At 72.5% G+C, this 17,143-nt stretch carries 9 protein-coding genes and 2 tRNA genes; 2 read left to right on the forward strand and 9 right to left on the reverse strand.

Annotation, left to right across the window (positions count from 1 at the left end; translation table 11 throughout):
* Nucleotides 1-26 precede the first annotated feature (26 nt).
* Both AXF14_RS04010 and AXF14_RS04015 read right to left on the reverse strand, forming a co-directional pair.
* Complete coding sequence (locus tag AXF14_RS04010) at nucleotides 27-1,808, reverse strand: ABC transporter ATP-binding protein (protein ID WP_067941035.1); 1,782 nt, start codon at nucleotides 1,806-1,808, stop codon at nucleotides 27-29.
* Entirely contained in the window at nucleotides 1,805-3,970 is a 2,166-nt protein-coding gene (locus AXF14_RS04015) for an ABC transporter transmembrane domain-containing protein (protein WP_067941037.1), read from the reverse strand. Before AXF14_RS04015 ends, AXF14_RS04010 begins: the two co-directional genes overlap by 4 nt.
* Before the next feature lie 748 nt (nucleotides 3,971-4,718).
* On the opposite strand from AXF14_RS04015, the gene AXF14_RS04020 reads away from it, so the two are divergent.
* Both AXF14_RS04020 and AXF14_RS04025 read left to right on the forward strand, forming a co-directional pair.
* Entirely contained in the window at nucleotides 4,719-6,068 is a 1,350-nt protein-coding gene (locus tag AXF14_RS04020; RefSeq protein ID WP_084355338.1) for a MalY/PatB family protein, read from the forward strand.
* 201 nt (nucleotides 6,069-6,269) lie between these two features.
* Nucleotides 6,270-7,508, forward strand: coding sequence for a PLP-dependent transferase (locus AXF14_RS04025; RefSeq protein ID WP_084355339.1), 1,239 nt, complete (start codon nucleotides 6,270-6,272; stop codon nucleotides 7,506-7,508).
* Nucleotides 7,509-7,662: 154 nt separating this feature from the next.
* On the opposite strand, the gene AXF14_RS04030 is transcribed toward AXF14_RS04025, so the two are convergent.
* The 7 genes from AXF14_RS04030 to AXF14_RS04060 form a co-directional block, all read right to left on the reverse strand.
* Nucleotides 7,663-9,108: a GuaB1 family IMP dehydrogenase-related protein gene (locus AXF14_RS04030; RefSeq protein ID WP_067941039.1), complete on the reverse strand. Its 1,446-nt coding sequence runs from the start codon at nucleotides 9,106-9,108 to the stop codon at nucleotides 7,663-7,665.
* A 250-nt stretch (nucleotides 9,109-9,358) separates the two neighbouring features.
* Nucleotides 9,359-10,129, reverse strand: coding sequence for an aquaporin Z (gene aqpZ / locus AXF14_RS04035; RefSeq protein WP_067941041.1), 771 nt, complete (start codon nucleotides 10,127-10,129; stop codon nucleotides 9,359-9,361).
* 333 nt (nucleotides 10,130-10,462) lie between these two features.
* On the reverse strand, nucleotides 10,463-11,293 hold the full coding sequence (locus AXF14_RS04040; RefSeq protein WP_067941044.1) for a shikimate 5-dehydrogenase: 831 nt from the start codon (nucleotides 11,291-11,293) through the stop codon (nucleotides 10,463-10,465).
* A gap of 177 nt (nucleotides 11,294-11,470) precedes the next feature.
* Nucleotides 11,471-11,546: transfer RNA gene (locus AXF14_RS04045), tRNA-Arg, on the reverse strand.
* A 269-nt stretch (nucleotides 11,547-11,815) separates the two neighbouring features.
* On the reverse strand, nucleotides 11,816-13,072 hold the full coding sequence (locus AXF14_RS04050; RefSeq protein WP_067938833.1) for an IS256 family transposase: 1,257 nt from the start codon (nucleotides 13,070-13,072) through the stop codon (nucleotides 11,816-11,818).
* A gap of 165 nt (nucleotides 13,073-13,237) precedes the next feature.
* Nucleotides 13,238-16,483 (reverse strand): S8 family serine peptidase, encoded by a 3,246-nt coding sequence (locus AXF14_RS04055; protein WP_067941046.1) that lies wholly within the window; start codon nucleotides 16,481-16,483, stop codon nucleotides 13,238-13,240.
* Between the two features lie 470 nt (nucleotides 16,484-16,953).
* Nucleotides 16,954-17,040 (reverse strand) — tRNA-Ser (locus tag AXF14_RS04060).
* Nucleotides 17,041-17,143: the final 103 nt, after the last annotated feature.

Here is a 17,143-nt window from a genome sequence, read left to right on the forward strand (position 1 = left end):
CCCGACATCGGCCGGCTGGCGGCCGGTCAGCGGCTCGTCCACGCCTCCCAGAGCTTCGTGTACTCCCCGCCGGCCGCCACGAGCTCCTCGTGCGGGCCGAGCTCGACGATCCGCCCGTCGATGACGACGGCGACCCGGTCGGCCACCGCGGCCGTGTCCAGGCGGTGCGCGATGGCGATGACGGTGCGGTCGGCGAGGACGGCGTCGATGGCCCGCTCCGCCGAGCGCGCGACCGCGGGGTCGAGCAGGCTCGTCGCCTCGTCGAGGATGAGCGTGGCGGGGTCCATGAGGACGATGCGGGCGAGCGCCACCTGCTGCGCCTGCCCCGGATCGAGCACCACTCCGCCGGTGCCGACGAGGGTCGCCAACCCGTCGGAGAGCCCGGCGACCCACGGCCCGGCGCCGACGACGTCGAGCGCCTGCACGATCTCGGCGTCGGTGGCGTCGGCCCGCGCGATACGCAGGTTGTCGGCGAGCGAGCAGGCGAAGACGTGGTGCTCCTGCGTCACGAGGGCGACCTCGCGGTGCAGCGCCTTCTCGGTGAGCGAGGTGAGGTCGACGCCCTCGCCGTCGGGGCCGCCGCGGCCGACGGTGACGCGCCCGCGCGTGGGCGGGTGCACGCCGGCGAGCATCCGGCCCAGGGTCGACTTGCCCGAGCCGGACGGCCCGACGAGCACGAGCCGCTCCCCGGGGACGACGTCGAGGTCGACGTCGTGGAGGACGTCGTGCCCCTCGCGGTAGGCGTAGGAGACGCCGCGGACGCGCGGCGGGTCGGGGACGACGTCGTCGGTGACGGCCTCGCGGTCCGGCTCGACGAGCTCGACGCCGACGATGCGGGCGAGCGCGGCGGAGGCGGACTGGAGGGAGTCGAGCCAGAAGGTGATGTCGCTGACCGGCCCGCGCAGCTGCACGGCGTAGAGGGCGACGGCGGTGACGGCGCCGAGCGTCACGGTGCCGTGCCCGACGAGCCACGCCCCCCAGACGACGGTCGTGATGAGGGGCAGCATGACGGCGACGCCGAGCCCGGTGATGAGGACGCAGCGCAGGAAGAGCGTGTACTGCTCGGTGGCCCAGACCTCGCGCAGGGCGCGGTCCAGGACGCGGTTGCGGCGCTCGCCGAGGTCCTGGGCGTCGACGGTGTCGGCCTGGTCGGCGGTCTCGGCGACGACGCCGTCGACCTCGGCCCACAGGGCGTTCATCGCCTTGTACCCGGGGACCACGTGGCGCAGGTACCAGCGCCCCACGGGCACGGCGATGATCGCGGAGGTCAGCATGCACACGCCGAGGAGCGGTGAGGTGACGAGGGCCGCGACCGTCACGGAGACGATCGTCAGGACGATGACGAGGATCTGCGAGACGCCGCGCTGGACGACGAATCGGATGGACTCCAGGTCGTGGCTCGTGCGGCCGAGGAGGTCACCGGTGCCGGCGGACTCGACGACGCTGAGCGGTAGGTGCATGGCGGCGGAGACGAGGCGCTCGCGCAGCTCGGCGAAGACGCGCTCCCCGAGGATGCGGGCGAGGTACTCCCCCGCGCCCGTGAGGAGGGCGTTGAGGGCCGCCAGGGCGACGACCGCGGCGATGAGGCCGTGGAGCCGGCCCGAGGCGGCCGCCCCTGAGGTGCGCTCCGCCTTCTCCACGAGGTCGACCATCGTGCCGAGCAGCCGCGGGATCGCGACGGAGGCGACGGCGGCCGCGAGCTGGGTGACGGTGACGAGGGTGAAGGCGACCTTGTGGTCGGCCAGGAGGGTGCCGAAACGGCGGCGCACCTGGGCCGAGGAGGCGACGGGGAGACGGACGGCGCTCATCGGTCCCCCTCCTTCCGCTCGACGGCAGTCTCAGCCCCACCGAGATCGGGACTTGTTGACCGCGAGATCGGGACATCCTGATCGTCAGACCGGTCGCCTGTGGAGAACGTCCCGATCTCAGAGTCAGGATGTCCCGATCTCGGCGAGGGGGTGGTGACGGGGTCGGCGCCGCGCTCGACGACGGCTCGGTAGGCGGCCAGGTCGCTCAGCTCGTGGTGGGTGCCGCGGGCGGTCTCGCGGACGGACGCGTCCGGCCCCTCGCCGTCGGCCTCGAGCAGCACCACCTCGTCGCAGCGGGACAGCAGCAGCGGCGAGGGCGTGACGACGACGGTGGTCGCCCCGGTCCGCTCGGCGCGCAGGCGCTGGGCGACGAGGTCCTCCGTGTGGGAGTCGAGGGCGCTCGTCGGCTCGACGAGCACGAGCACCGGGGAGCGCCGCGCCACTGCGCGGGCGAGGGCGAGGCGCTGGCGCTGCCCGCCGGAGAGGTTGCGGGCCTTCTCCGTGAGCTGGCCGGTGAGCCCCCCGAGGGAGTCGAGGACGTCGCCGGCGACGGCCACCTCGAGGGCGCGCGACGCCGTCGCCTCCTGCTCGGTGGTCAGCGCGACGTCGGCCCGGGTGGCGTCGGGCCGCAGGGCGACGGCGTGCATGCGGATGAGCTCGGACAGCCCTCGGGTGGCGGCGAGCGGGACGTCGTCACCGAGGACCTCGGCGGCGAGCGGCCCGGCGAAGGCCTCGGCGTGCGCACCGGAGACGACGACGGTGCGCCGCACCTCGGCGACCGGGACGCGGCGCAGGTCCGTGCCGCCGAGCGTCACCGCGGCGACGTCGTCGGGTCGCCCGAGGCGCTCGGCGAGGGCCGCGGACGCCCCGGGGACGGCGCAGACGAGGGCCGTCATGACGCCGCCGCGCAGCCGCACGCCGGACGCGCCGTCGACGAGGTCCCCGGTCGCGTCGATGACGGCCGCGGGGTCGACGGCGTCGTCGGTGGTGAGCGGCTCGACGGCGGCCACGCGCGAGACCTTCTTCGCCCCGACCCAGGCACGCGTCATGAACTGCATGAGGTCGGCGAGGGAGCCGAGCGGCCAGATGAGGTACGTGGTGTAGCCGTAGAAGGTGACGAAGTCGCCCACGGTGATGCGCCCGGAGAAGGCCGCCTCCGCGGTGGTGCCGACGACGGCCGCGGTGAGGATCATCGGGGCGCCGGCGCGGATCGCGGCGAGGAGCGCCTGCGTGGAGGCGACCCGGATACCGGCGTCGCGCACCTTGGCGGACTGCTCGGCGTAGCGGGCGGAGTAGACGTCCTCGCCGCCGATGCCGCGCAGCACCCGCAGGCCGGCGACGACGTCGGTGGTGACGGTCGTGAGGCGGCCCTGCTCCTCGCGCTGGACGCTCATGCGCTTGTTGAGCGGCTTGAGGAGCGCGCCGACGAGCACGAGGACGACGGGCAGGCCGAGGAGGACGAGGAGCCCGAGCCCCACGTCCATGCGCAGCATGAGGACGCCGATGACGACGGTGGACACGAGGGCCCCGACGACGTTGGCGACGAAGTACATGAGCGCGCCGATGGAGTCGGAGTCCGCGGTGACGGTGGAGACGACGTCGCCGGAGGCGATCTCGCGGGTGACGGCGCGGGGCCGGTCGCCGAGCCGGTGGGCGGCTCCGCGGGCGCTCGGCTGCCAGCCGGTGGCCCAGGCACCCATGGAGAACATCTCGGTGAGGCCGCCGATGAGCCCGGCGCCGATCCCGAGGCCCGCGAGCGCGAGGAGCCCGGGGACGAGGTGGCTGGACAGTCCGTGGTCGAGGCCGTGGTCGACGACGGCGCCGATGACCGGGGAGATGAGGCCGGCCGCCAGGTAGGACAGGGCGGACAGGATCGAGGCGACGAGCAGCGGCAGCCAGGAGCCGCGCAGGAGGGCGCGGACCCAGGCGCCGGGGCGGTCGGCGAAGACGCGGGTGAGGGCCGGGCGCGGGTCCGGGGTGATGGTGAGGAAGGAGGGCCAGCGGTGCGGGTGGCGGGCCAGGCGGGGGCCGGCGTCGGGCGCCGTGCCCGGGCGTGCGGGGCGGCTGCCGGGACGGCGGTCGGCCGCGGTGCGGCGGGCGACGTCGTCGGGTCCGGAGGGCGCGGGAGCCGCAGCGGGCGCAGGGGTGGTGCGCGAGGTCATGGGTGTCTCGTCTCGTCAGCGTGGGGCACCGGCGCGACGCGAGCGGAGCTCGAGCGTGCGCGGTGCGGTGGAATGACCTCCGCCGGCTCTCCCCGGATCAGGGGCGCGGCGGTCGGGTGGCGGCTCCGGCGGGGACCGGAGCGCCGATCACTTATCGAAGACGAGCGTGATGAACATGGCGGCACAATAAGCGAGGCCTCTGACGGCGGGCAAGAGGGCGGCGCGACTCCGCAGGTCGGGCGGCGCGGTGCTCGCCTGGCCCCGGCCGCCGCCTCCCTCTCCGCCCACCCGTCGAGCTCGTACCTTCCGCTCCGAGACCACCAGCCTTGCCGTGGGTCTCGGAGCGGAAGGTACGAGCTCGGCGTCGGAGGAGGGCTGCGTCGGGCAGGACCTGCACCGACCGCCCCATCAGCCGGACGCCCTTGACGCCGACCGCCGGGTCGGGCTTAACCTCGCTCCATGATCGCCTCGACGCCCACGACCCGCACCGCGCTGCTGCGCGCCCTGGTCATGCGTCGAATGTGCATGCGCTGACAGCGCCAGCCGTCGCTGTAGCCCCGAAACGGTCAGAGCAGAGCGCCCGGTAGCCCGCCGCTCACAGGCTCCGCAGGGCCCCCGCCGCTGGCGGCCCCCCGCGTCGACACCACCGTCACCCACGCGCGCACCACCACTCCCTGCGACGCCGCCCGGGCCCCACGAGGCGCCCGGAGCAGGCCCGCACGCGCGCCCAGCTCAAGGACCACACGCCATGCCCTCGATCTCCTTCGACTCCGTCGTCGACCCCTACTATCCCGTCGGGACCCCGCTCATCGGCTCCCGCGGCACCGAGTCCTTCTCCCAGTTCGACCTCGTCCACGACCGCCGCGGCACCGCCTCCCTCAAGTGGGACTTCACCGCGCAGCGCGGCCGCCCCGAGGGCGTGCTCCCCCTGTGGGTCGCGGACATGGACCACCAGACGGCCCCCGGCGTCACCTCCGCCCTCCTGTGGCGGGTGCGCCACGGGATCTTCGGCTACTCCGACCCCGACGGCGCCTACGACGCCGCGCTCGTCGGCTGGTTCGCGCGCCGCTACGGCTGGGAGATCGACCCGGCCTGGAACGTCGTCACCCCTGGCGTCGTCCCGGCCCTCGCCCTCGCGGTGCGCGCCCTCACCGAGCCCGGCGACGCCGTCGTCATCGAGGAGCCCGTCTACTACCCCTTCCGGGAGGTCGTTGAGGCGGGCGAACGCGTCGTCGCTGCCGTCCCGCTCACCCGCGACTCCGACGGCCTCTACCGCCGCGACACGCCCGCCCTCGAGGAGACCCTGACGCGCACCGGCGCCAAGCTCATCCTCCTGTGCAACCCGCACAACCCGGTCGGCCGCGTGTGGAGCCGCGAGGAGCTGACCGAGCTCGCGGAGGTCGCCCGCCGCCACGACGTCATCGTCGTCGCCGACGAGATCCACGCGGACCTCGCCCTCCCCGGCCACCGCACGACGCCCTTCGCCTCCCTGTCGCAGGACGCGCTGGCGCGCACGATCACCTGCACCTCGCCGTCGAAGGCCTTCAACCTCGCCGGGCTGCAGAACGCCAACATCCTCATCGCCGACGACGACCTGCGCACCCGCTTCCGGGCGGAGCTGAACCGCTTCGGCTACTCCCAGCCGAACGCCATGGGCCTGGTCGCCTGCCGCGCCGCCTACGAGTCCGGCGACGCGTGGCTCGACGAGCTGCGCGAACACGTCGCGGCCGCCCGCGCCCACGTCGAGGAGCGCCTCACCGCGATCCCGGGCATCGAGGTCGCCCCCTGCGAGGGCACCTACCTCCTGTGGCTCGACTGCTCGGGCCTGCTCGACGCCGCCGGCCTGGAGTACTCCGAGCTCGACTCCTTCATCCTGGAGGAGGCCGGGCTCTGGCTCGACGACGGCGCGATCTTCGGCGCCGGCGGCGACGGCTTCACGCGCATCAACGTCGCCTGCCCGCGCGCCACGCTCGACGAGGCCCTCGACCGGCTCGCCGCCGGCGTCGAGGCGCTGCTGGCCCGCCAGGCGAACCGCGCCCGGGCCGCCGAGGCCGCCGAGGGCGTCACCGCCGTCGCGGCCGTCGGCTCCGCCGCCTGACGACGGCTCAACCCCGCGAGATCGGGACATCCTGACCTCGAGATCGGGACATCCTGACCTCGAGATCGGGACATCCTCACCGCGAGATCGGTCGATCCGCGCGCTGGGCCCGGCCCGCCGCCCTCCGGTCCCCGGACACCCCATCCCCCGTCCCTCCCCCACGACCACACTGGCACCGCACGACACGCTCAGGAGCACACGATGACCACGCACGAGAACCCCATCCCCGCCTGTCCCGACGCCCCCGAGGCGAGCATCCCCGCCTACGACGACCGCTCCGACATCCGGGCCGTGCCGGTCCACCACCACCCCTCGTGGGCCGAGGACACCCCCGAGTGGGGCATCGAGACGCTCCTGTCGCACGTCGGCACCCTCACCGACCCCACCACCGGCGCCATCACGACGCCGATCCACCTCTCGACCGCCTTCGGTCACCCCGGCCTGCGCCAGTCCACCGGCTACGACTACGCCCGCACCGCGACCCCGACGCGCGACGTCCTCCAGGACGCCCTCGCCCGCCTCGACGGCGGCGCCGCCGGCTTCGCGACCTCCTCCGGCATGGCCGCGGTCCAGCTGGTCGTCGAGGCCCTCGCCCAGCACGGCTCCCGGATCGTGGCGCTGGAGGACCTCTACGGCGGCTCCTTCCGCTACCTGCAGGTCCTCAAGGAGGAGGGCGCCTACGACGTCGACTTCGTCTTCGGCGAGGACGAGCTGCGCACCGCCCTCCAGACCCCGGCCGCCCTCGTCCTCATCGAGACGCCGACGAACCCGATGATGGCGACCTTCGACGTCGACGCCGTCGCCGAGCTCGCGCACGCCGCCGGGGCCCTCCTCGCCGTCGACAACACCTTCTACACGCCGGTCAACCTGCGCCCCCTCGAGCACGGCGCCGACGTCGCCCTGTCCTCGGGCACGAAGTACCTCGGCGGGCACAACGACGTCTCCGCCGGGACGATCGTGGTCGCGGACCCGCGGCTGGGCGAGCGGCTCCAGTACCGGATCAACACGACCGGCGCGACGCTCGACCCCTTCAGCTCCTTCCTCCTCCTGCGCGGCATGAAGACCCTCGCCCTGCGCATGGAGAAGCACGAGGCCAACGCGAAGGAGGTCGCCGCCTTCCTCGAGTCCAGCGAGCACGTCACCCGCGTCCTGTACCCGGGCAGGTCGGGGATGATCTCCTTCGACCTGGCCCAGGACGTCGACATCGCCGTGTTCCTCGAGTCGGTGCGGGTCTTCACCTTCGCCGAGTCGCTGGGAGGCGTGGAGTCCCTCGTGACCTGCCCGAGCGTCCAGACCCACGCGGACGTCCCGCCGGAGACGCGTGAGAAGTACGGCCTCACGGACCGGCTGCTGCGCCTCAGCGTCGGCATCGAGACCGCGGCGGACCTCGTAACGGACCTGCGCCAGGCCCTCGAGGCCGGCGCCGCGGCCGCCGCCTGAGCAGCGCTCACCGCCGCACGCCCCTCCCTGGTCGACCGTCTATGCACCCGTCGACCGTCGGATTCCTGGAAATCAGACGGTCGAGCAGTGCATAGACGGTCGACTGCCGTTGGGGCAGGACGTCGGGAGCGCGGGAGCGCGCCGGCTCACGCTCTCACCAGCTGACCGGGACCGGCGCGCCCTCGCGGTAGCCGGAGGCCGACTGCAGCCCCACGATCACCCGCTCGCGGAAGGCTGGGATGTCCTGGGCGCCGGCGTAGGTGAAGGAGCTGCGCACGCCGGAGATGATGTTGTCGATGAGGTCCTCGACGCCGGGGCGGGCCGGGTCGATGTACATGCGGCCGGCACTGATGCCCTCCTCGAACAGGGCCTTGCGGGCGCGGTCGAAGGCGTCCTCCCCCTCCGTGCGGCTGCGCACGGCGCGCATCGAGGCCATGCCGAAGGACTCCTTGTAGGCGCGGCCGTCGGCGTCGTGCTGCATGTCCCCCGGCGACTCGTGGGTGCCGGCGAACCAGGAGCCGACCATGACGTTGGAGGCGCCGGCGGCCAGGGCGAGGGCGACGTCGCGCGGGTGGCGGACCCCGCCGTCGGCCCAGACGTGGGCACCGAGGCGGGCGGCCTGCGCGGAGCACTCGAGGACGGCGGAGAACTGCGGGCGGCCGACGCCGGTCTGCATGCGGGTGGTGCACATGGCGCCCGGGCCGACGCCAACCTTGACGATGCTCGCGCCGGCCTCGACGAGGTCGGTGACGCCGTCGGCGGAGACGACGTTGCCGGCAGCGATGGGGAAGCCGTCGGGCAGGGCGGCGCGCACGGCGCGGACGGCCTCGATCATGCGGTCCTGGTGGCCGTGGGCGGTGTCGACGACGATGACGTCGACGCCCGCGCTCACGAGCTCGGCGGCCTTGCCGGCCGGGTCGCCGTTCATCCCGATGGCGGCGCCGACGCGCAGGCGGCCGTCGTCGTCCGTGGCGGGCGTGTAGATGGTGGAGCGGACGGCGCCGGAGCGGGTGAGGAGTCCGACCAGGCGACCCTCGGCGTCGACGACGGGGGCGAGCTTGCGGCGGGCGGCGCGCAGGCGGTCGAAGGCCTCGCGCGGGTCGATATCCTCGGGGAGGGTGAGCAGCTCGGTGCTCATGACCTCGCGGACCTGGGTGAAGCGGTCGACGTCGGTGACGTCGGAGAGGTCGACCATGCCGACGGGGCGGTTCGTGTCCGGGTCGACGACGACGGCGGCGCCGTGGGCGCGCTTGGGGATGAGGCCGAGGGCGTAGCCGCAGGTGTGGTGTGGCTTGACGGTGACGGGGGTGTCGTAGACGAGGGAGGCGGCCTTGACCTTGGTGACGGTGTCGATGACGACGTCGACAGGGATGTCCTGCGGGATGATCGTGATGCCGCCGCGGCGGGCGACGGTCTCGGCCATGCGCTTGCCGGCGACGGCGGTCATGTTGGCGACGACGAGCGGGATGGTGGTGCCGGTGGCGTCGTCCGTGGTGAGGTCGACGCCGGTGCGGGAGCCGACGGCGGATCGCGACGGGACCATGAAGACGTCGTCGTAGGTCAGGTCGAAGGTGGGCTGCAGGCCGTTGAGGAACTTCACCGTGGAAGACTACCGGCGCACGCAAGCCCCTGCTCTGGCGGGGATGCCCGACCACCTTCCCCGTGGTCGACCGTCTGTGCACCGCTCGACCGTCTGATTTCCAGGAATCAGACGGTCGACGGGTGCATTGACGGTCGACGACCGGGGCGGGAGGAAACGGGTCCGAACGACGGCGCTGCCCGCCCCCTGGTGGGGACGGGCGGCGCTGTGCTCGTTGCGAGCGCGCGGAACGCGCGGTTGAGGGCGGGCCTCAGACGTTGTCGATCTCCTGCTTCTCGGCGACCGGCTTGGCCGGGGACTGCTCGGGGTCGCGGCCCACGAGGAAGGCGTAGGCGGCGCCTGCGATGGCCGCGCCGAGGAGCGGGGCGACGATGAAGAGCCAGAGCTGGCCGACGGCGCCGTTGCCGGCCTCGAAGGCGACGGCGATGGAGCGGGCCGGGTTGACGGAGGTGTTGGTGACCGGGATGGAGACCAGGTGGATCATCGTGAGGGTGAGGCCGATGGCGAGCGGGGCGAAGCCGGCGTTCGCGCGGGAGTCGGTCGAGCCGATGATGACGATGAGGAAGATGAAGGTCATGACGACCTCGCACAGGAAGGCGGCGCCGAGGCCGTAGCCGGACGGCGAGTGGGCGCCGTAGCCGTTGGCGGCGAAGCCGTTCGCGGCGACGTCGAAGGTGTCGGTGCCCGACGCGATGGCGTAGAGGACGCCGCCGCCGACGAGGCCGGCGACGATCTGGGTGCACCAGTAGGGCAGGACGTCCTTCCACTGGAAGCGGCCGGCGACGGCCACGCCCAGGGTGACGGCGGGGTTGAAGTGTCCGCCGGAGATGCCGCCGACGGCGTAGGCCATCGTGACGACGGACAGGCCGAAGGAGAGGGCGACGCCGAGGTAGCCGATGCCGACCGGGAAGCCGGTGGAGGTGGAGGCGGTCGCGGCGAGGACGGCGGAGCCGCAGCCGGCGAAGACGAGCCAGAAGGTGCCGAGGAACTCGGCGCCGAGGCGCTTGGACAGGGGAGCCATGAGTGGCCTTTCACGTGGAGGAGCGCGCCTACGAGTGAGGGGCGCGGACACGGCGATCGGGATGCCCGGCAGCGCCACGCGGGGCACGGGGGACCACGGCATCCCGATCGCGTACGTCCTCATCGTGCCCCACGGACCTATGAGTGAGGCCGTGCGGAGGAGGAGGTGCCGATAACACTTCGGCGGCTCCTCGCCCCGGGCGACCGGCCCCGAGCCCGGGCCACCCCGCCCGGAGGGGCGGTCGACCGGCAGTGCACCCGTCGACCGTCCGATTTCTGGAAATCAGGCGGTCGAGCAGTGCATTGCCGGTCGACCAGGGAGGGGGCAGGCGGCTCAGGCGCGGGAGTAGCGGGAGTAGGCGGAGGCCTCGGCGACCTGCTCGGGCGTGGGGCGCACGCCCGTGTAGAGGGCGAACTGCTCGGCGGCCTGGAGGGCGATGACCTCGGCGCCCGTGATGACGCGCTTGCCCGCGGCCTCGGCGGCGGCCACGAGCGGGGTGCGCGAGGGGAAGGCGACGACGTCGAAGACCGTGCCTGCCGCGGCGATGAGGTCCTCCCCCACCGGCAGGTCGCGCTCGGCAGGGCCGCCCGCCATGCCGACGGGGGTCGCGTTGAGGAGGAGCTCGCCGGCGCCGTCGGGCAGGGCGTCGGACGAGGCCACCCAGCTCCAGCCGTACTGCTCGGCGAGGGCCGGGCCGGTCGTCTCGTTGCGGGCGATGACGGTGCCGGGGCCGAAGCCGGCGTCGGCCAGCGCCGCGACGCAAGCCTTGGCCATGCCGCCGGCGCCGAGGACGGCGGCGCTCGTGCGCGGGACCTCGTGCGTGTCGAGGAGGGTGCGGATGGCGATGAAGTCGGTGTTGTACGCGGTGAGGCGGCCGTCGTCGTTGACCATGGTGTTGACCGAGTGGATGGCGCTGGCGGAGGGGGTCATCTCGTCGACGAGGGCGATGACGTCCTCCTTCCACGGCATGGAGACGGAGCAGCCGCGGATGCCCAGGCCGCGCACGCCGGCGATGGCGTCACGGATGTCGGTGGCGGAGAAGGCCTTGTAGACGAAGTCGAGGTCGAGCTTCTCGTAGAGGTGGTTGTGGAAGCGGGTCCCGATGTTCGTCGGACGCGCCGACAGGGAGATGCACAGGCGGGTGTCCTTGGTGATGTCGCGCATGGCGTCATTCTCCCGCAGCCCGGTGGTGCCGCGCCCGGAACCAGCGTCACGGCGTCGGACCCGCCGCCGACCCGGCCCCGCAGCCCCAGGTCCGAGCCCGGCCCCACGTCCGTGCCCCGAGGCTGCCGGATAATGGAAAACGCCCCGCGACCGACTGTTCAGCCGATGACGGGGCGTTGGTGCGCCAGAAGGGACTCGAACCCCCAACCTTCTGATCCGTAGTCAGATGCTCTATCCATTGAGCTACTGGCGCATGTCGTTGCCGACAAGCAGGAACCATACTCGGCGCCAGATCCGCCGCCAAATCGAGATCCCGTGAGCCTGAGCACAGGGGCGCCCGTCGTGCTAGCCGCCGCTCCGCCAGGATCGACGACGGCGGGGCCCCCGTTCCGGCCAGCCTTCCGTCCGCCTGCCGGCCTTTGCTCGACGGCGCCGGTGCAGCGCCGTCCTCCCCGCCCGGGCGCACGGGAGCCCGGAGCCTCCGACGGGTCGGCGGGTCAAGTCCCTTGTTGTGGTGTTCTTTCAGGCGGTCAGGGGCAGGGGTTGGGTGTCGTTGGTGAGGGTGTGGGTGAGTCGTTGCATGGAGGTCTGGGACAGGTAGCGGCGTTCGCCGTACTGCCACTCCTCGTGCTGCTCGAGCAGGACGGCGCCGATGAGGCGGGTCACGGAGTCTGGGTTGGGGAAGACCTGGACGACGTCGGCGCGGCGCTTGATCTCGGCGTTGACGCGTTCGATGGGGTTGTTGGACCAGATCTTCTTCCAGTGCTCGGTGGGGAAGGCGGCGAACGCGGTCAGGTCAGCCTCGGCGGCCTCGAGCATGTCGGCGATGTCCGGGAAGGTGCCTCTCAGGGAGTCGGTGACCTGGTGGTAGGTGGCGCGCACGGCCTGGGGGCTGGTCTGGGCGAACACCGTGGAGATGAGGGCGTTGACGGGCTTGGAGCGTGCTGATCCCAGGCGGGAGGTGATGTTGCGGGCGAAGTGCACGCGGCAGCGCTGCCAGGCCGCGCCGGGCAGGATCGCCTTGACGGCGGCCTTCAGGCCGGCGTGGGAGTCGGACACGACCAGGGCGACACCCTCGGGCCGGGAGGGCCCGCACACGGCCAGGCCCCGCTCGCGCAGGGAGCGCAGGAAGCTGGTCCAGAAGTCGGTGGACTCGCTGTCGCCCACGGCCATGCCCAGGATCTCGCGGCGCCCGGCGGCGGAGACCCCTACCGCGACGACGGTGGCCTGGGAGACGACGCGGTGTCCGACGCGCACGTCGAGGTAGGTGGCGTCCAGGTAGAGGTAGGGGAACCAGGTGTGGTCCAGAGGCCGGTTCAGGAAGGCACCGACCGTCTGGTCGATGTCGGCGCAGATCCGTGAGACCTGGGACTTGGAGATGCCGGACTCGCAGCCCAGGGCCTTGACCAGGTCATCGACCTTGCGGGTGGAGACCCCCTCGACCCAGGCGGTGGCGATCACCGCGTACAGGGCCTTGTCGACCCTCCTGCGCGGGGACAGCAGGGACGGGAAGAAGGAACCCCGGCGCAGCTTGGGGATGGCCAGGTCGACCTCCCCGGCAGTGGTCGCCACCGTCTTGGAGCGCGTCCCATTGCGGCGCGTGATGCGATCCGGGGTGCGCTCGTAGCGGGAGGCGCCGATCACCGCTTCGGCTTCGGCGTCGATGAGGTCCTGCAGTCCGGCGGCCAGCAGACGGCGGAACATCTCGTCGCGTGAGGCCTCAGGGTCGGCCAGGAGTTCCCCGATCAAGGCGGACAAGGCAGACTGATGGTGGGTCATCGCGGGTCCCTTCAGATGGTTCTTGGCGGAATCACACCCGCGATGACCCCCAGCCACCTCGACCAGCGGCCCCCGCGGGAATTGCCACCACGCTAAGGGACACACCCGGGTCGGCGGCCCCGGGCTCCCGGGTGCTGGACTGCCGCGTTCAGCGGCGCACCGGACTCACTTCTTGCCCTGCTTCTCCCCGACCACGCGGACCTCGGCCACCGAGGTGGTCGTGGCGCCGTCCTGGCCGTTGGTGAAGACGAGCCTGATGGCCTGGGCCTTCCTCGCCTTCGGCAGGGTGATGGTGGTCGGGTCCCACTCGGTCGCGTTCGTGCCGTTGGTGTCGGTCAGTGGCAGGCCCACGGTGGCGACCTTCTTGAAGGTCTTGCCGTTGGTCGAGGTGTAGACGGTGACCTTGGTGGGGCGCGTGGCGGTCGCGACCTGGTCCGGGGTGACCTGGATGGCGGAGACCCTGTAGGTGCCGCCGAGGGACACCGTGTAGTCGGCCTTGGTGCCCTCGGCCGAGGCGTTGGTGAAGATGTTGTCGTCCGTGAGCGGCTCGGCGCCCGCGGGGCTCGTCACCGTCAGCTGGTCCTGGGCGAGGTAGCCGTCAGTCCGCCAGTCCAGGGTGAGGGGCTCGCTCGTCCACTCGGCCCAGTCGGTGGCCACGGCGTCGACGCCGCCGACGGGCAGGGCCCGCAGGGTGAGGACGTAGCGGCCCGACGGCGCCTGCTGGACCGCGTCATCGACGACGTAGTGGCCGTCCCAGACGTAGTAGCTGGTCTCGGTGCGGGCGTGCCAGTCACCGGAGGAGGCGACGACGCCGAGGGAGGCGCCCAGCGAGCCGTCCGCGTTGACCGGGGTGACGGCGAGCTCGGACTTCTGGACGGGGACGTCGTAGCCGAAGCGGACGACGGGGAGGTCCTCGTAGGCGCCGGCGTTGTCGAGGGCGGAGCCGCCGTAGACGTAGGACGCCGGGTCGATCTCCTTGCCGTTGAGGTCGGCGAGGTAGGGGCCGGTGCCGGACTGGACGCCGAAGACGTCGGCGCCGGCGAGGTTGCCGCCCACGCCCGAGTACGGGATGCGCAGGACGTCGCCGACCTCGGTGAGGTTGGACGGGTTGGCCTGCGGGGTCAGGGTGACCCAGCCGGAGTAGAAGTCGCCGTCCGTGATGCCCTCGGGGTCGGTGATCGTGACGCTGAGCGTCGCCGAGGCGCCGGCCGCGAGGGTGACCGAGGCGCCGTCGGTCGAGACCGTCGCCGGGGAGGCCGTGCCCTCGGTCGGGGCAGCGGAGACGCCGGTGATGGTGACGGCGTCGGTGTGGCCGAGGGTGTACACGAGCTTGTCCGTGCCGTGGTTGGTCAGCGTGACCTCGGTGGTGGTGGGGCCGTTCTTGGACTCGCCGAGGTTGAGGACGCTCGGGGAAACCTCGGTGGTGGCCTCGATGGCCTGGTCGACGCTGATGAGGCCGGCGCCCTGGCGGGCGAGGGGCTCGAGCTTGGAGGCGTCGTCGCCGCCGGCCCACGTCAGCGGCGTGGCGGTGGAGCGCACGCGCCAGGCAACGGCGTCCTTGACGGCGGTGCCGTTGAGGTCCTTGATCTCCGGGTGGGCCTGGAGGATGAGGGCGATGGAGCCGGCGGTGTAGGGCGTCGCCATCGAGGTGCCGGAGATCGTCTTGTACGGGCCGCCCTGGTCGATGGGCCAGGTGGACCAGATGAGGCCGCCGGGGGCGGAGACGTCGGGCTTGAGACTGAGGTCGGAGTTGAGGCCCCAGCTGGAGTAGTCGGAGACCTTGCCGGCCGTGGCGACGGGGAACTCGGCGTGCTGCGTGGTGAAGGTCAGCGTCGAGTCGTCGGTGAGGGCGGCGCGGATGGCGTCGCCGTCGGCCTGGGAGACGGAGGCGACGGGGATGTCGATGATCTGGCCGTCGGTGCCGGAGAGGTCGGCGGAGATGACGCCGTCGGTGTTGTTGTCGAGGATGACGCCGACGGCGCCGGCCGCCTGGGCGCCCAGGACCTTCTGGCGGAAGGTGCAGCCGCCGCGGCGGATGATGACGGTCTTACCCTCGAAGGCGCCGTCGGCGACGGGGTCGCACAGCTCGGCGGCAGCGAGGTCGGCGGCGGGATCGCCGGCCGCGACGAGCGGGAAGGAGGCGTCGTCGTCGCGGACGACGTCGGCGGTGGAGCCGGAGCCCGTCGCGTAGGCGAACTTCGCGCCCTCGTTGGTGCTCACCGTGAGGTAGTAGTTCGTCTCGATGACGTTGTCGACGCTGCCGACAGTGATGACCTTGTTGGAGGAGCCGGGGGCGCCCATGGTCCAGCGGCCCTTGTCGCCGATGTTGCCCTGGGCGACGGTGACGACGATGCCCTTGTCGGCCATGGCGTCCGCGGAGACGGCGGTCGGGTAGTCGGAGAAGACGACGTAGTCGGCGCCGATGGACATGTTGACGACGTCCATGCCCTGGTCGGCGGCCATCTGCATGGCGGCGGCCATGACGTCGGAGGAGGTGGAGCCGGTGCAGCCGAAGACGCGGTAGGCGCCGAGCTCGGCGTCGGGGGCGACGCCGCGGATCTCATCGGTGCCCTCGGCGCCGTCGGCGGCGGCGATGCCGGCGACGTGGGTGCCGTGGCCGCCACAGTCGTCCGGGAAGGCGTCGGGCTTGGCGGTGTAGACCTGGTCCTCGGGGAGGGACTTGTCGCCGTAGGCGTTGCCGACGAAGTCGTAGCCCCACTTGACCTTGGAGGTCGGGAAGCTCGTGGAGCCGTCCCAGGAGGGGTTGGAGGGCTCGGGGCCGGAGGCGCCGGAGCCGCCGAACTCCTTGTGGTCGTAGTCGACGCCGGAGTCGATGATGCCGATCCTGACGCCCTTGCCGGTGAGGCCGAGCTGGGACTGGGCGATGCCGGCGCCGGTCATGTCGAGGGCGTTGACCATCTGCGGGGCGGAGACGCCCTCGGCCTCCTCGGCGGCGGTGACGCCGTCGTCGGAGACGACGTCCTTGGACTCCGGGATGATGACGACGGGCTGGACGGACCGGACCTCGGGGAGGGCGGCGAGGTCCTCGACCTGGTCGTCCGGGACGGACAGGGAGACGCCGTTCCACAGCTCGCCGTATGCGTGCGTGACGGTCGCGTCGATGTCGGCGTCCTCGATGGCGTCCTTGAGGTCGTTCTGCTCCTTCGTGATGGTCGCCGCGGAGGTGCCCTCGGACTGCGACGGCGAGGAGAGCTCGACGAACCAGCGGTTCGGGACGTTCTCGGCCTGGGAGCCGTCGGAGAGCGTGAGGCTCGCGGTGATCTTGTCCGACGGGCTGGTGTCCGACGTGGTGGTCGGCGCGGCTGCGGCGGTGGGCGCGACGAGCGCCGCCAGGGTGATGGCGGCGGCGCCGACGGCGAGCCCACGCCGTGCTGGGATGTGCAGGCGCACGGTGTCCTCCTGTGAGACGGACGCCCGGGTCGCACGTCCGTGCGAGGCACCGGGCAGGGGTGACGGGGCGGGGTGCTCCCGATCACAGGGAACGTTATCGGTCTGTGATGTTACGGGGCTGTGACCTCATGCGGTCCGGCGGATCCGCACGCGCATCGTGCGGGACCTCCGTCCCGGGTCCGGGTGCGGCGGGAGTGCGGGGACTCATGCCGCGGGGCGAGCCGGCTCACGACGTCGGCCCAGCGCCCAGCGGCGCCCAACCCGTCGAACTCGTACCGTTCGTCCCGAGACCCACACCCTTGCCGTGGGTCTCGGGGCGGAAGGTACGAGCTCGGCGTCGGAGCGGCACGGAGGGCGTCCGCGGGCGGCGGCGGGCGGCGCCGGATCCCATGTGGGCCCCGGGCGCCCGTCTCGGCACAGCCCCGGAACGCGAAGAACCCCGGAACCTCAACGGTTCCGGGGTCCACCAGCGGAGACGGGGAGATTCGAACTCCCGAGGGGTTTTATCCCCAACTTTCTTAGCAGGAAAGCGCACTAGGCCACTATGCGACGTCTCCAGACGCCTTGTCGGCCTGCGCAGGTTACCCCAGCGCGTGGCCGCGAGGCAAAAGGTCGACGGCGGGTCGACGGTGGCGCAGTGCCCGGCTCCGACCGGGTCCG

The sequence above is a fragment of the Actinomyces radicidentis genome (assembly GCF_001553565.1).
Classification (GTDB): Bacteria; Actinomycetota; Actinomycetes; order Actinomycetales; family Actinomycetaceae; genus Actinomyces; species Actinomyces radicidentis.

What these genes read in the sequence shown, in the direction of transcription:
- AXF14_RS04010 (WP_067941035.1), bottom strand. Translation starts at nt 1,808, where the DNA reads ATGAGCGCCGTCCGTCTCCCCGTCGCCTCCTCGGCCCAGGTGCGCCGC.
- AXF14_RS04015 (WP_067941037.1), bottom strand. Translation starts at nt 3,970, where the DNA reads ATGACCTCGCGCACCACCCCTGCGCCCGCTGCGGCTCCCGCGCCCTCC.
- AXF14_RS04025 (WP_084355339.1), top strand. Translation starts at nt 6,270, where the DNA reads ATGACCACGCACGAGAACCCCATCCCCGCCTGTCCCGACGCCCCCGAG.
- aqpZ (WP_067941041.1), bottom strand. Translation starts at nt 10,129, where the DNA reads ATGGCTCCCCTGTCCAAGCGCCTCGGCGCCGAGTTCCTCGGCACCTTC.
- AXF14_RS04040 (WP_067941044.1), bottom strand. Translation starts at nt 11,293, where the DNA reads ATGCGCGACATCACCAAGGACACCCGCCTGTGCATCTCCCTGTCGGCG.
- AXF14_RS04020 (WP_084355338.1), top strand. Translation starts at nt 4,719, where the DNA reads ATGCCCTCGATCTCCTTCGACTCCGTCGTCGACCCCTACTATCCCGTC.
- AXF14_RS04050 (WP_067938833.1), bottom strand. Translation starts at nt 13,072, where the DNA reads ATGACCCACCATCAGTCTGCCTTGTCCGCCTTGATCGGGGAACTCCTG.